Origin of the sequence: Pseudoalteromonas sp. Ps84H-4 (assembly GCF_024124645.1) — a bacterium.
Classification (GTDB): domain Bacteria; phylum Pseudomonadota; class Gammaproteobacteria; order Enterobacterales; family Alteromonadaceae; genus Pseudoalteromonas; species Pseudoalteromonas lipolytica_C.
The window spans coordinates 146,384-161,885 of record NZ_JAMXSK010000006.1 but is presented as its reverse complement, the minus strand read 5'-3'; the positions used below and the strand labels follow the sequence as shown (position 1 = coordinate 161,885).

At 39.7% G+C, this 15,502-nt stretch carries 14 protein-coding genes; 3 read left to right on the top strand and 11 right to left on the bottom strand.

Translation table 11 applies throughout. The annotated features are described in order from the left end of the window. Positions 1 to 6 precede the first annotated feature (6 nt). The 10 genes from NH454_RS08165 to thrS all read right to left on the bottom strand — a co-directional run bounded on the left by NH454_RS08165 (position 7) and on the right by thrS (position 10,271). Positions 7 to 831, bottom strand: a complete 825-nt coding sequence (locus tag NH454_RS08165) for a LytTR family DNA-binding domain-containing protein (RefSeq protein ID WP_135924394.1) — start codon at positions 829 to 831, stop codon at positions 7 to 9. Then, positions 828 to 1,901, bottom strand: a complete 1,074-nt coding sequence (locus NH454_RS08160; protein WP_135924393.1) for a histidine kinase — start codon at positions 1,899 to 1,901, stop codon at positions 828 to 830. The genes NH454_RS08165 and NH454_RS08160 overlap by 4 nt, the downstream gene beginning before the upstream one ends. Before the next feature lie 155 nt (positions 1,902 to 2,056). Then, the gene (locus NH454_RS08155) at positions 2,057 to 3,613 is read right to left on the bottom strand and encodes a SulP family inorganic anion transporter (protein ID WP_235382169.1); all 1,557 of its coding nucleotides are present in this window, start codon (positions 3,611 to 3,613) and stop codon (positions 2,057 to 2,059) included. Between the two features lie 145 nt (positions 3,614 to 3,758). Then, positions 3,759 to 4,217: an Lrp/AsnC family transcriptional regulator gene (locus NH454_RS08150; RefSeq protein WP_036968198.1), complete on the bottom strand. Its 459-nt coding sequence runs from the start codon at positions 4,215 to 4,217 to the stop codon at positions 3,759 to 3,761. Positions 4,218 to 4,314: 97 nt separating this feature from the next. Next, on the bottom strand, positions 4,315 to 4,956 hold the full coding sequence (locus tag NH454_RS08145) for an MBL fold metallo-hydrolase (protein WP_235382170.1): 642 nt from the start codon (positions 4,954 to 4,956) through the stop codon (positions 4,315 to 4,317). A 1-nt stretch (position 4,957) separates the two neighbouring features. Continuing rightward, positions 4,958 to 6,754: a M14 family metallopeptidase gene (locus NH454_RS08140; protein ID WP_235382171.1), complete on the bottom strand. Its 1,797-nt coding sequence runs from the start codon at positions 6,752 to 6,754 to the stop codon at positions 4,958 to 4,960. A 198-nt stretch (positions 6,755 to 6,952) separates the two neighbouring features. After that, positions 6,953 to 7,312 carry a 50S ribosomal protein L20 gene (gene rplT, locus NH454_RS08135; protein ID WP_036968189.1) on the bottom strand — a complete coding sequence of 120 codons (360 nt, stop codon included), beginning with the start codon at positions 7,310 to 7,312 and terminating at the stop codon, positions 6,953 to 6,955. A gap of 15 nt (positions 7,313 to 7,327) precedes the next feature. Then, positions 7,328 to 7,528: a 50S ribosomal protein L35 gene (rpmI, locus tag NH454_RS08130; RefSeq protein ID WP_054554888.1), complete on the bottom strand. Its 201-nt coding sequence runs from the start codon at positions 7,526 to 7,528 to the stop codon at positions 7,328 to 7,330. Between the two features lie 211 nt (positions 7,529 to 7,739). Then, positions 7,740 to 8,303: a translation initiation factor IF-3 gene (infC, locus tag NH454_RS08125; protein WP_082389338.1), complete on the bottom strand. Its 564-nt coding sequence runs from the start codon at positions 8,301 to 8,303 to the stop codon at positions 7,740 to 7,742. Between the two features lie 57 nt (positions 8,304 to 8,360). Further along, positions 8,361 to 10,271: a threonine--tRNA ligase gene (gene thrS, locus NH454_RS08120; protein WP_135924389.1), complete on the bottom strand. Its 1,911-nt coding sequence runs from the start codon at positions 10,269 to 10,271 to the stop codon at positions 8,361 to 8,363. Between the two features lie 247 nt (positions 10,272 to 10,518). Here thrS and NH454_RS08115 point away from each other — a divergent pair, with 247 nt between their 5' ends. From NH454_RS08115 to NH454_RS08105, 3 genes are all read left to right on the top strand, one after another. Continuing rightward, positions 10,519 to 11,532, top strand: a complete 1,014-nt coding sequence (locus NH454_RS08115; protein ID WP_235382172.1) for an endonuclease/exonuclease/phosphatase family protein — start codon at positions 10,519 to 10,521, stop codon at positions 11,530 to 11,532. Between the two features lie 64 nt (positions 11,533 to 11,596). Further along, positions 11,597 to 12,043 (top strand): DUF3010 family protein, encoded by a 447-nt coding sequence (locus NH454_RS08110; protein ID WP_135924387.1) that lies wholly within the window; start codon positions 11,597 to 11,599, stop codon positions 12,041 to 12,043. Positions 12,044 to 12,257: 214 nt separating this feature from the next. Further along, the gene (locus tag NH454_RS08105) at positions 12,258 to 13,973 is read left to right on the top strand and encodes an AMP-binding protein (protein ID WP_235382173.1); all 1,716 of its coding nucleotides are present in this window, start codon (positions 12,258 to 12,260) and stop codon (positions 13,971 to 13,973) included. A 150-nt stretch (positions 13,974 to 14,123) separates the two neighbouring features. Here the strand turns inward: NH454_RS08105 and gdhA are convergent, their stop codons facing one another. Then, positions 14,124 to 15,476: an NADP-specific glutamate dehydrogenase gene (gene gdhA, locus NH454_RS08100; protein WP_235382174.1), complete on the bottom strand. Its 1,353-nt coding sequence runs from the start codon at positions 15,474 to 15,476 to the stop codon at positions 14,124 to 14,126. Between the last annotated feature and the right edge of the window lie 26 nt (positions 15,477 to 15,502).

Here is a 15,502-nt window from a genome sequence, read left to right as displayed (position 1 = left end):
AGCTTATTAACTTGCTAGTGCAGCTTTTACTTTGTCACGATAGCTGCGGCTAACTTTTAACTCTTGTCCATTATCGAGAACTAACAAGTACTCCCCACTCACCTGAGTGACGAGCTTACTAATTTGTTTGGTGTTAACAATGGCACTGCGGTGAACACGAACAAACAGTTGCGGATCTAACTCTTGCTCTAGCTCTTTCATGGTTTTACGTAAGATATGAGTTTGGCCATCTTGGCAATGTAAACACATATAGTCACCTGCAGCATCAACCCATTGAATTGTAACAACAGGAACACGAACAATTTCGCCCTGCTCTTTTACTGCCAGTGATTCAGGATAACGACGATCTGCAAGGCTATCGCCTGTCGCAAGCTTTTTCAAAATCTCTTCACAATTGTTGCCAGTAATACCAGCCACAAAGCTTGCTAGTTTCTTCTTATGGGCGTTATCTTGTTGTGTTTTTAAATAAGTATGCACTTTTTCTACCGCCTGTTTTAGTCTGTTGTCATCGACTGGTTTAAGAATATAATCCAATGCATGAATCTCGAATGCTTTTACCGCAAACTGATCAAACGCAGTTACAAACACAATGGCAGGCAATGGATTAACACTTTCGCTTAAAGCGCGGGCCACTTCAAAACCATTCATATTTGGCATTTGAATATCTAAGAATACCAGTTCTATATTCCCTGATAAGCACTCATCTATTGCTTCTTGACCATTGCTACATAAACGAATTACTTCTATGTCTTCAAATTCAGAAAGTCGAACGGCTAAGCCTTTCCTTGCAAGCGGTTCATCATCAACGATCAAAGTTCTAATTTTGCTCATTTCTTAACAGCCTTTTCAAACGGAACGCGCAGATTTACTTTTAATCCACTTGGCGTATTGTCAGAGAGAACAAACGAGTAGTTGTTCTCATAAAGTGTTTTTAATCGATCCTGAGTGTTAGCTATACCAACCCCTTGAGAATTAACAAGCTGACCATTTTTAAGCTCAGTGCCAGGACCATTATCGCCTACTTCCAATAATAATTCATTTGCAAAAACTTGTGCCTTAATATCAATGACCCCGCCCTCGTTGAGTTGTGCTATCGCATACTTAATGGCATTTTCTATCAACGGCTGGAGAATTAAACTTGGTACTAAGGCTTTTTTTGCTTGTTCGCTTACATCAACGTTAATTTGTAAACGCTCATCAAAGCGTACTTTTTCAATTTCTAAGTACAGCATTAATGCATGAATTTCTTGCTCTAATGGAACTTTTTTAATTGGATCTGTATTGAGTGTATAACGCAAGAAATCACTTAATTTAGACACCATTAAATTAGCATCTTTATTCTCTTTAACCAAAATAAGTGTAGAGATTGCATTAAGCGTATTAAATAAAAAGTGCGGATTAAGCTGATAGCGTAGCATCTTAAGTTGTGCTTCGTGAGCCATTGTTGTCGCTTTTAAAGCCTTTTGACGTTCACTTTGCAATAACTGGTAATACTTAATACCAAAATATAATCCACTCCAACAAAGGATAATATAAACTGAATCTAAACCTTGCTGAAAGTAATAAAACCACTCATTTGGGCGATAACCATGGCGGTATATCTCCCATAAATTAAATTTTTGTACTACAGCCCAAAGTGTGCCCGTTAAATAAGAGGCACCAAATACCACTAACATGAGTACCCAAGGCGAAGCATTCCACACTTTGCGATACATGTAGCGTAAAGGCACTGTCATTAAACAACCAGCATAAGCATTTAATACAATAACAAACACGTAAATATCACGCATTTCAAATACTTTAGAGCCGATGTAATTAACTAACGCATACCCTATCCAGCCTGCAATTTGCAAAACCCAGAAAAAACGTTGTCGATTATCAACTAATGATTGCCAATTCAAAATATCAAGTTACCTTACAAACTTATAGTTATTATACCGATAGACAGTTATACAAAGCACTGCCGCCTATCTTAATTTTTTATAGCCTTAACGCATAATTCAGGTATAAAAAAAGCGAAGACGACAGCCGCCTTCGCTTTTTAAACATTGTCTATTTAAGCTAACTTATCAGAAGCTACCTTATAATGCGGATCCTCAATCACGTTTACTTCAACTAAATCACGCGCATTATGTAGAAGTTGGATACAATCAGGACTCAAGTGGCGTAAGTGCAATTTCTTGCCCGTTTTAGCATATTTATCTGCTAAGTTATCAATTGCCTCAATCGCACTGTGATCTGCTACTCGGCTATGCTTAAATTCGATGATCACATCTTCAGGGTCATTTTTAACATCAAATAACTCAGCGAAGTTTTTCACTGAACCAAAGAATAATGGACCATGAAGTTCGTATACTTTTGAGCCTTGCTCATCAATATAATTGTTTGTGTAAATATGTTTTGCATGCTGCCAAGCAAATACCAGTGCCGATACAATAACACCAACACATACCGCAATAGCAAGGTCAGTAACTACCGTTACACCCGATACAAGAACAATCACAAAGGCATCAGACTTAGGCACACGCTTCATCATCTTAAAGCTTGCCCATTCAAACGTACCAAGAACAACCATAAACATAACACCGACAAGTGCAGCCAGTGGGATCATTTCAATTAGACTTGCAGCGAAAATAATAAACGCTAGCAGCAATAATGCAGCACTGATACCAGATAAACGTGAACGACCACCAGAGTTAATATTAATCATTGACTGACCGATCATCGCACAACCGCCCATCGCTCCAAAGAAACCGCAGGTAATATTCGCAGCACCTTGACCGATGCACTCTTTGTTACTGTGACCACGTGTTTCTGTTATTTCGTCAATTAAGGTTAATGTTAGTAATGACTCGATTAAACCAATTGCCGCAAGAACAAGCGCATAAGGGAAAATAATTTTTAATGTTTCTAGGTTAAATGGCACCATAGGGATGTGAAATTGTGGTAAACCACCGGCAATAGTTGCTTGCTCATTACCCGTCATACCTTTTAAGAAATCAAGAACGGTACGCGCTTCTAAGTCAAAACCAATTACCAATGCTGTAACTGTGACAATTGCAACTAATGAAGAAGGCACAGCCGTAGTCAGTTTAGGTAAAAAATGGATAATTGCCATTGTAAGTGCCACTAAGCCAAGCATAATATACAAGGCTTGACCTTCCATCCACTGCTGCCCTCCCATGCCATCAGGTACTTTGAACTGACCTAATTGTGCTAAGAAAATAACAATAGCTAGACCATTAACAAAGCCGAGCATAACGGGATGCGGAACCATGCGAATAAATTTACCAAGTTTAAAGACACCCGCTAAGACCTGCAGAATGCCCATTAAAAGCACGGTCGCAAATAAATATTCTACTCCGTGATCTAATACTAAACTTACCATTACAACGGCTAATGCGCCGGTAGCACCAGAAATCATACCTGGACGGCCACCAAAAATAGCGGTGATCAAACCAACAATAAAGGCAGCATACAAACCGACTAAAGGCTCTACATTAGCAACAAAAGCGAATGCAACAGCTTCAGGCACCAATGCCAGTGCGACCGTCAAGCCAGATAAAATATCATTTTTAGCAGAGCTTGGCGCTTTGCTGAGTAAGTTAAACATTAAGTTCCTCTTTGTAGTGAATACGTTTCGGCAAGGCGCGCAATTCTAGCAAAAAGCAGAAAAGTTAACAATTATTAACAACAAAACGGTCAGTACTGTTAAGTACTAACCGTTTTTAACTGTTATCAATCGTAGTAAATAAAAACTAAAGTGGTAAAGACGTACTACGTTTAACACACGTCATAGTGACATTAGAATGAACTTCTTGTACAAACTCTAGGTTTAACAGGTTATCGCGAACAAATTGCTCATAGCCTTCAATACCTTTAGAGATAATACGAAGCATAAAGTCCATTGTACCAGCCATACTGTAACACTCAGTGACTTCGTCGTAGCTCATAATTAATCGTTCAAACTCAGCTAAATTTGTTCTGCCGTGATTTGATAAACGAACATGGGCATAGACTAACATATCAAAGCCAAGCTTTTTCTCATCAAGCAAAGCAACTTTACCTTTGATGTAGCCATCTTGCTCAAGCTTAGCAATACGACGCCAACATGGCGATTGAGACAAACCAACTTTATCGGCAATCTCTGCCGTTGATAAGCTAGCATCTTGCTGTAATAATGCCAAAATTTGGCGATCTACTTGGTTAAGAGACATTTTATTTCTTTTTCTTTAAGATTATGGGTTAAATTATATAACTGATTTAAAAAACAGTCTGCTTATTTTCTACTACTTATGCAATGAAATTGCAATTTTAGCCATACTTACCACTGATAAAAGGGTTTGTTGTTCGCTCATGGCCTACCGTAGTGTTTGGACCATGCCCCGCTAAGATAACAACATCATCAGTCAGCGTAAGTATTTGTGACTGAATAGATTCAATTAACTGACTGCTATTACCCTTAGGGAAGTCAGTACGTCCAATTGAACCTTGAAAAATTACGTCGCCGACAACTACCTGCTGTGACTGTTCATGGTAAAACACAACATGGCCTGGTGTATGTCCTGGGCAGTGGCGAACAGAAAGCGATAGTTGACCCACCTCTATCGTATCGCCGTGGCATAACCACTTAGTAGGATAAAATGGTTCGATAGCATCAAAACCGAACATTTGTGCTTGCATAGGAAGTGCATCAAACCAAAATTGATCATCAATATGCGGGCCGATAATTTCAACATCATAATGCTCTGCTAGTTCTTTAGCGGCGCCAACATGGTCTAAATGCCCATGAGTAAGATATACCGCAACCAGTTTACATTTTAATTTCGTCAGCTCAGTGATAAGTTTTTCTTTATCACCGCCGGGATCAATTAATGCAGCTTGATTACTCTCGGTGCAAATTATAATACGACAATTTTGTGCAAAACCAGTCACCGGAACTGTCACTACTTTCATATTACTGTCCTTGTTCAGATTGCTCAAAGCTCATAAGAATTGGGTATTTTAAATAAGCTTGATCATAAAATGGCGTACGCTCATAAAGCCAATCTAGGCGCGCTTGTGGGTCATTTGCAAACTGCTTGTCCTCACGTATTTTTTGGTCAAACTCTAACGCCAAGGCAGGCTTTTCTTTAAGCATCTGTCTTGCGTAAGGCATCAATGCATAATTTTCAACATACTCAGTCCGCTGAAAAATAGTATTGAAGTCTCCCCAAGAAAAGAATGAATCTGGCGCTTCTGGGTGCAGTAAGTGAATAGCAAGTTCAGAATATGGTTGCTCAGTCGATACTTTATACCAACCTAACATATTTAGGCTGTCTACTTTGGTATAATCAAAGCTGGCATCAACCCTAAAACGTCCCTCAAAAGGCGCTTTGGCAAAGCTGTAATCTTTCACAATTGCTTGAGTTAACGGCACAGATACGTTTTCAGTAACTTTATCAACCTTAATACCATGCAACTTTAACTTTTCAATAATGTGACTGTACGCAGGTGGAATGTAAAACGCGCTTGGCACATTAACAGTCTTTTTAACTTCTTTTTGCCAAAAAATAGGTAACGCGTCATAGTCTTTAGGCTGACCTAAATACTTGACCTCAGATTGACCAGAAAGTGCACTTTCTGAACGACTGTACGCAATTCCTTTAAATTCAATAGTGTCTGGTTGTTTTGCATATCCACGTTCAACAACTAATTGCGTTGGTTTGAAATCAAGCTCTTTTCTAACCGCCTCATTTAGTGCTTTATCGTTTGCAGCTAAGGCATCAATTGCACCATCAATGAAAACATAAGTACCTAACACACGCTGCTTATAGGGCTTTAATGAATGGTTCTCAACTAAAATAGTAGGTAATGAACGCAAGTCACCCCAGCCGTTTGAAAAGCGTGGTGTGGCAACCCAGCCAGCTAGCCCTTTCTTAAATTCGCGCTTATCCATCACAAACACAAGAGGTCCTGGTATGTGCCCTGCCTTTTCAAGCTTCGCATCTATTACAGGCTTAAACAGATTATCTAATGCCTCAGATACACTTGGTGATTCACTTGAAAATACAGGGTTATAGCCATACGTGACATCGTATTGATAATCAGCACCATCGGTTACATGAACATCAACGTATAAATCTGGCTTAAACTGATTGATCACCTTCATCACACCACGAACTTCTGGGGTATCAAGCTTTGTGTAATCACGATTCAAGTTTAAATTTAGACCGTTTGTTCTAAAACCCATTTCTACTGGGCCACGCTGATTAATACGGTTAAATTGACTACTACGCTCGTGACCGTCTACGTTTAAAATCGGTATAAACAGAATATTAACTTTGCTCAAGATATCGCGACGTTTACCCGTGGCAATATCGCGTAGCAGCATAAACATGGCATCTTTGCCGTCAATCTCGCCACTATGAATGCCCGCTTGAATAAAAATCGTAGGTTTAGTGTCTGCAACTAGCTGCTCTGCATCAAATAACCCCTGCTCATTTGCGACTAACATTTTCACTGCACGACCTGCACTACTAGTAGCGATAGTCTTTAATTTAAATTGAGTTGGGTTAGCAGCAACTAAACGGTCAACAAATGCCATTGTCTCATCATAATTAGGAGACAAAGTACCATCACTTAACTCGAACTCTGTCGTTAATGGCCCTTTTTCTTGTAGTAATGACACACTGTTTCCGTGCCATGGCATTAATGGGGGTAAGTGGCTGTCTAACGTTACTACAGCAGATAAAAACACTAAACTCGCAAACATATCACTCTCAAGTGCAGAACTTATTCTAATACCTGAAATTATACCAACTAATTATTATGGATTGCGTAAACTGCGGTGATTCAACAAAAAAATGGAGCAAATGACATGCTAGCTAGCATCTATAATGAAGTAATGAGTGATTTTCAGGATCAAAAAAAGGAGCACTAGGCTCCTTTTTAAACTGTATTAAAAGCGAAATTAAGCCGCTAGGCCTTCTTTTGCTTTTGCAACAAGCGCTGCGAATGCAACTTGGTCGTAAACAGCGATATCTGCAAGGATCTTACGATCGATTTCTACAGATGTCTTTTTAAGACCATTGATAAAACGGCTGTATGAAAGACCGTTTTGACGAGCTGCTGCATTGATACGTGCAATCCAAAGTTGACGGAAAGTACGTTTCTTAGCACGACGGTCACGGTAAGCGTATTGACCCGCTTTAGTAACTGCCTGGAAAGCTACGCGGTAAACACGTGAACGTGCTCCGTAGTAACCTTTAGCTTGTTTTAAAACTTTTTTGTGACGTGCACGTGCGATAACACCGCGTTTAACTCTTGCCATTTCTGAAGACTCCTATTAAGCGAATGGTAACATACGTGAAACTAGACCATGGTCATTCTTATGAACCATCATCTTAGGACGTAAGTGTAATTTACGCTTAGAAGTTTTCTTAGTCAGAATGTGACGAAGATGCGCTTGTTTACGCTTGAAACCGCCTGAAGCAGTTTTCTTGAAACGCTTAGCCGCGCCTCTGTGAGTTTTTAGCTTATAAGCCATTGCAATAACTCCAAATGTATTGCTTAAAACATTAGCAAGCAGGCGAGAGATATATAAAATAGCTCTACTTTATAAGGCCTAACTTACTGCCATAATCCGGTGAAGGTTCATTGCTATTGCTTTGCAACCTTACTTTAAACCGGTTATTTCAGGTGAACAGTAAACTGTTACTTGCAGACCTGAAATAAAATCGGTGCGTAATATAACCTGTTTATTGCTTTTTAGCAATAGGGGCCATCATCATAACCATTTGACGACCTTCAACACGATTAGGGAATGATTCAACTTGTGAAACATCTTCTAAATCGGCTTTAACACGGTTTAATAATTCAATACCAATTTCTTGGTGAGCCATTTCACGACCACGGAAACGGATGGTGATTTTAGCTTTGTCACCCGCTTCTAAGAACTTACGCAAGTTGCGAAGCTTAACCTGGTAGTCACCTTCATCCGTACCTGGACGGAACTTGATTTCTTTAACCTGGATCTGCTTTTGCTTTTTCTTTTGTTCTTTTAGTTCTTTGCTTTTTTCAAAGATGAACTTACCGTAGTCCATAACCTTACAAACAGGTGGCTCAGCATTAGGACTGATTTCTACAAGATCTACACCCGCATCATCAGCGATAGCTTGCGCCTCTTTTAATGACACGATGCCAGCTTGCTCGCCGTCGATGCCAATTAAACGAACTTCTTTAGCTGTAATATCTTCGTTGATACGATTTTTTTGAGCTGTTTGTTGCCCTTTCTTGCCGCCTCTAATGGTACGATCCTCCAAGAATATAAAATAAAAAGCGTGTAGTTGGCTGTTTGTTTTGCCCTACACGCTCATGATTTATTGTCGATTTTTAATTTCTTCGCTTACTTTTGCAATGAAATCATCAACACTAAATTTGCCTAGGTCTTCACCTGTGCGAGTGCGTACTGCCACTTCTTGTTGTTCAACTTCTTTATCGCCAACAACAAGTAAATATGGAATACGTTTTAACGTATGTTCACGGATTTTAAAGCCAATCTTCTCATTTCTCAAGTCAGCAGCGGCTCTAATTCCAAGTTTATTTAATTTTTGTACAATTTCTTGCACATAATCAGCTTGTTTATCGGTGATGTTCATAATCACAACTTGCTTTGGTGCAAGCCATGTTGGGAACAATCCAGCGTATTCTTCAGTTAGAATGCCGATAAAACGCTCAATCGAGCCTAATATAGCACGGTGAATCATCACTGGTGTACGACGTTCGTTGTTTTCTGCAACATAAGTCGCACCTAAACGGCCTGGTAATGCAAAGTCTAGCTGTACAGTACCACATTGCCAAGCGCGGTCTAAGCAATCATAAAGCGTGAATTCGATTTTAGGGCCATAGAATGCGCCTTCACCTGGTAGGTAATCAAATTCAATGTTGTTCGCTTTTAATGCATCGGCTAACGCTAACTCAGCTTTATCCCACATTGCGTCTTCACCAATACGTTTTTCTGGACGAGTTGATAGTTTTACAACAATCTTCTCAAAACCAAACGTCTCGTATGTATCGTAAACCATTTTGATACATGATGATACTTCATCCATGATTTGCTCTTCTGTACAGAAGATATGTGCATCATCTTGGGTAAAGCCACGTACACGCATTAAACCGTGTAAAGCGCCTGATGGTTCATTACGATGACAACAACCAAACTCAGCCATACGTAATGGTAGATCACGGTACGATTTTAAACCTTGATTAAAGATTTGAACGTGACCTGGGCAGTTCATTGGTTTAATTGCATATTCACGCTTTTCAGATTCAGTTGTGAACATTGCATCTGCGTATTTATCCCAGTGGCCTGATTTTTCCCATAAACCACGGTCCATCATCAATGGGCCTTTTACTTCTTCGTAATCGTACTCACGTAGTTTTTCACGAACAAAGTCTTCTAGCTCACGGTAAATGCTCCAGCCATCGTTATGCCAAAACACCATACCTGGCGCTTCTTCTTGCCAGTGCCATAAGTCAAGTGCTTTACCAATACGTCGGTGGTCACGCTTTTCAGCTTCTTCTAAGCGTTTTAAATATGCTTTAAGTTGCTTTTTATCCGCCCATGCTGTGCCGTAAATACGTTGCAGCATTTTGTTTTCTGAATCACCGCGCCAATATGCACCTGCCACTTTCATAATTTTGAAATGTTGGCAGAACTTCATGTTTGGTACGTGTGGACCACGACACATGTCGATGTATTCTTCGTGATGGTATAAACCAGGACGGTCATCTTTTGCAATGTTCTCGTCTAGGATTTCCATCTTGTAAGTTTCACCGCGTGCTTCAAATGTATCACGCGCTTCTTGCCAGCTTACGGTCTTTTTAACCACATCGTAGTTTGTTTTAGCAAGTTCAAGCATACGCTTTTCAATTGCATCTAAATCATCTTGGCTTAAAGAATGATCCATATCGATATCGTAGTAAAAACCGTTATCAATGGTTGGACCGATAGCCATTTTCGCTTCAGGGAAAAGTTGCTTAACTGCATGACCAATAAGGTGCGCACAAGAGTGACGAATAATCTCTAAGCCGTCTTCATCTTTTGCTGTGATAATTTCTAAACGCGCATCTTCAGTAATTAAGTCACATGCATCTACACGTGTGCCATTAACACGTCCAGCGATGGTTGCTTTAGCTAAACCTGGACCGATATCGCTTGCAACATCATAAGTACTTACTGGGTTTTCAAAACTACGCTGACTGCCGTCAGGGAGGGTAATAACTGGCATTATAAATCCTTATACAGTGGTGATGCCTACAATGCATCACATGTAGTATTTTTTAAAAAAATTGAATAACTCTGCAACGCTTTTACGAATAAGCATTGCTAATTAAGCATGCATTTACTGAGTCTTCGCAAATACAAGCGGCCATTGTCGCTGCTCAAGCACTTAAATACAAGTAGTTATGCGAGCAAATTGACAATTACTTAACTCATTTCATAATTAGGAGGTCTGTACTTCGAAGGTTACCATAATGCCACACATGCATACGCTCAAGTTTGCTACGTTAAACTTGCTAAATTATACTGCGCCGCCCTATTCTTTTTATCAGTTACACGAGCGTTACAACAATACTCAATGGCAACAAAAACAACAATTTGTCGCTGACTTTTTATCAACTACAAACGCCGATGTTGTTGCTTTTCAAGAAGTGTTTAGTGCTCATGCTTTAGAGGTACAGTGCAAAGAAGCGGGCTACGACTATTTTAAAACTGTGGATTCTCCTTCTCAAGATGCCCTATACCCACAAGTTTTATTTAACCCAATTGTTGCAATCGCCAGTAAGTTTCCATTTAAAAAAGCTGAAGCATTAAGCCCATGCCCAGAGATGCTTGAGTACTTAAATAATCAAAATGAATTTAAATTTAACCGTACTCCAATAAAATGCTTGTTTTCATTCCCTGAGTTTGGCGATGTATGCTGTTATGTTGTGCATTTTAAATCACAACGTGTGCAGTCTATGGCACATATATTAAATATTCATAATCTTGAAGATCCACTTTTACAACTACTACACCAAACAGTTGGGGCTATGCAATCACAGATATCTCGTTCACTAGAGGCATCGATTGTTTACTATGATGCCTTAAAAACTCAACGAGAAAAGCAATGCGCCACGCTAGTAATGGGGGATTTTAATGATTCACTTACCAGCCCAACCCTTTCGTTTATGACACAAGGCTTTCACCCTACCCGCTGTGAACCTTGCATTGAGCACAATGAACCCGTTGTTGGGTTAACAGATAGCTATGAGTTCAGTGCATCATTTCATCAGCAACAAGAAAAACCGTTTAGTCATTACTTTCATGGTAAAGGGAATGTACTTGATTATATATTGGCCTCTGCTCACTTTAATCCTGACTGCCAGATGTCTAAGGTTAAACTGCTGGAATATGAAAGCTATGCAGCGCATTTAACCCCTACACAATCAACTGAAGACATCAGTGTCAGTGACCACAGCGCAATTGCTATAAAAATTCATTTTTAAAGCAACTGTTTTTCATGACGTTACTTGCTATAATTGCGCAAATTAAGTTATTTAGAGAATGACCATGAGAACATGCGGTGTAGAAATTACGGGTAGTGATGTACTACTGTGTATTTTAACCAAAGACAATGACGTATTTGATATCCGTGATGTCAGACAAACACGCTTCACTTTAGGTGATGGCAATGACACTGAAGTAATGCGTAAGTTTCAGTTTGATTTTAGGAAGTTGATGCAAGATTACCAAATTGACTCTGTTGCAATTAAAGAGCGTCAACCAAAAGGGAAATTTGCTGGCAGTGCTAAAGGGTTTAAAATGGAAACTGCTATTCAGCTTATTGACGAGTTAGATGTACAAATTTTTAGTGCAACGACAATTAAAGAGCAACTTAAACGTAATCCAATTCCTATTGATTTCGAAGATACTGGGTTAAAGAAATTTCAAGAAAATGCTTTTATTAGCGCCTACGTTTACCTTATGCGCAAAACCTACAAACAAGACGAACAATAACTTCCAATAAAACGTGCTACGGCACGTTTTTTATTGCCCATTAAGTATTACTCATAAAAAACCAACATATACATTAGTCTTAAAAAACTTTTCTTTGTCGACAATCTGTGTTTAGTTAGATACGAACGCACGTTTTGAGAATCAAGTTTTTGATTACCTCATTACGCATTGCATCAAGTCCATGACAACTAACTAGCCGGACACGGAGAAAACAATGCAGACAAAGAACACACCAAACAATAATCTTCCACTTTCGAAAAGCTATTTTAAAGGTTGCACCGATGTACCCTTAATCGAACAGACTATTGGTCAGTATCTTGATAATATTGTCGACAATTACCCTGACCACCCTGCTATTGTGGTTCATCATCAACATATTCGTCTTACCTACAAAGAATACCAACAACAAATTAACCAATTAGCAATGGGGTTATTATCATTAGGGGTTAAACCTGGAGACAGAGTTGGTATTTGGTCACCAAATAATATTGAGTGGTGTCTAACCCAATTCGCAACAGCGAAAATTGGTGCCATTATGGTCTGTATTAACCCCGCTTACCGTCCGAGTGAATTAGAGTACGCGTTAAATAGTGTTGAATGTTCAACGTTGATAACTGCAAGTCAATTTAAGTCTAGTAACTATATTGAAATGCTTAATGAACTTGCACCTGAATTAAGCCATTTACCTGCAGATGGATTAAACCTAAAAAAATTACCGCATTTAAAAAATATTATTCGAATTGGCGACAAAAAATCTCCTGGTATGTATAGCTTTACTGATGTAATGGAACGCCCTACAGAAGCCCATAAACTTGAGCTTGATGCTATCGCTGCCACTTTGCATTGCGATCAGGATATCAATATTCAATTTACTTCAGGTACCACGGGTAACCCCAAGGGAGCCACTTTATCCCATAAGAACATTCTAAATAATGGCTTTTTAATGGCCGAAGCGATGAAGCTTACTCATCAAGATAAGTTGTGTATCCCCGTGCCCTTGTACCATTGCTTTGGTATGGTACTAGGCAACTTGGTTTGTATAAGTAAAGGGGCTACAGCTGTTTTCCCAGGAGATTCTTTTGACCCTAAAACAACACTAGAGGTAGTAGAAAAAGAGCGCTGCACGGGTTTACATGGTGTTCCTACCATGTTTATCGCTGAACTTGAACTAAAAGAGTTTAGCAGTTATGACCTTTCAAGCTTACGAACAGGCGTCATGGCCGGTTCGACATGTCCAGAACAAGTGATGCGTAAAGTTCACTCATTAATGCATATGCAAGAAGTAGTAATAGGCTATGGTCAAACTGAGTGTAGCCCTATCAACAATGTAACTGAAACTGACTCACCTCTTGAAAAGCAAGTGACGACTGTAGGGCGTGCACTAGCACATACAGAAGTTAAAATTATTAATGAAGTTGGGGATATTCAACAAATCGGTGTTCCTGGTGAAGTTTGCAGCCGTGGTGCAGGCATTATGCGATGTTATTGGAATGATGAAGAGAAAACCAATGCCACCATAGATAACGAAGGTTGGTTACACTCCGGTGATTTAGGTGTAATGGATGAAGAAGGCTTTGTTGCTATTGTTGGTCGTATTAAAGATATGATCATCCGTGGCGGTGAGAATATATACCCTCGCGAAATAGAAGAAGTGCTTTATAGTTACCCGGGTATTCAAGATGCCGCTATTTTTGGTATAAGTGATGAAAAGTATGGAGAAGAAGTTTGTGCGTGGATCCAACCTAAAGATGACGCAGTGCTTGATGAAAATGCTATACGTGATTTCCTACAAGATAAGCTGGCCTATTTTAAAGTACCAAAGCACATTCGCTTCGTTGAAGAATACCCTATGACTGTAACTGGTAAATTGCAGAAATTTAAAATGCGCGAGCAAATGCAAGAGCTTCTTAAAGAAAACGCATTTTCGTAAGCATTCAGTATTAAAGCTCAGCCATGCTGAGCTTTAACTCGTTTAATTCAATTTAACTTATTTGCAGTACTATTGAGCTCTAACGCCCAATCAACTATTTGGTGGAGTTATGGTTAGCTATTTTAAGGTTTGCGCTAGCAGTGTGTGATATCAAACAGCGCCTTGTTTGATCATAGCCTGTGAAACACGTTCAAACCCTGAAACATTAGCCCCTAACAATAAATCACCTTCATGGTCGTATTGTTTTGCAGTTGATGATACTCGATCAAAAATTTCTTTCATAACTTGTTGAAGTTTTTCATCGACCTGCTGTGGGCGCCATTTCTGCATACTGGCATTCTGAGCCATTTCAAATTGGCTGGTCGCAACTCCACCAGCGTTTGCAGCCTTACTCGGCCCTAGGTAAACATCATGCTCTTTAAAGACAGCAAGTGCGTCTGCAGTCGTTGGCATGTTAGCGCCCTCACACACGGTCATACAGCCGTTTGAAACAAGTGCTTTTGCATCCTTTTGAGTTATTTCGTTCTGTGTTGCACATGGTAAAGCAATATCAGCCTCATATTGCCACACTTGATGGGCATCACTCGGGTACTGATTTACAGGGGTAAATTCAGCATCTGGGTGTTCATTTAAATAATCACGAAGCTTCGCACCTTTTTCTTGTTTTAGGTGTTTGACTAACTCAACATCTAATCCATCTTTGCAGTATAGGGTGCCTTGCGAATCACTACAGGTAAGCACAACCGCGTCATGCTGCGCTAGTTTTTCCATTAAATAGAGCGCCACATTACCAGCGCCTGATACTAAACAACGTTTACCACGTAATGAGTCATTTTTGGCATCAAGCATAGCACTTAAAAAATACGCTACTCCGTAGCCAGTCGCTTCTGTTCGCAAAGCAGATCCCGCCATTATTTCAGGTTTGCCTGTCAACACACCTTGAAACTGATTGGTGATTCGTTTGTACTGGCCAAATAAGTAACCAATCTCCCGACCAGCAACCCCGATATCACCGGCTGGTACATCTGTATTTTCGCCAATGTGACGGTAAAGCTCAGTCATAAATGACTGACAAAAGCGCATGATCTCATTGTCGCTTTTACCTTTAGGATCAAAGTCTGAGCCACCCTTCGCTCCACCTAAAGGTAACCCTGTTAGTGCATTTTTAAGAACTTGCTCAAAACCTAAGAACTTAATGACACTCAGATTCACGCTTGGATGAAATCGCAAACCGCCTTTGTAGGGGCCAAGTGATGAACTAAATTCGACTCGATACCCACGGTTTACTCTAAGGTTGCCCTTATCATCATGCCAAGGTACTCGAAAAATAATTTGCCTTTCAGGTTCAACTAATCGCTCTAATATTGCCTGTTTTTGAAAATCGGACCCGTCTTGCACAACCTGTTCTAGCGAGTGAAATACCTCTTCTACAGCTTGGAAAAACTCAGGTTCGTTTGCATTTGCTTCCTTTACTTGGTTAAGTACATCTTGTAGATATTGCATATTAACTCCTCAAGCTATTGAAAATA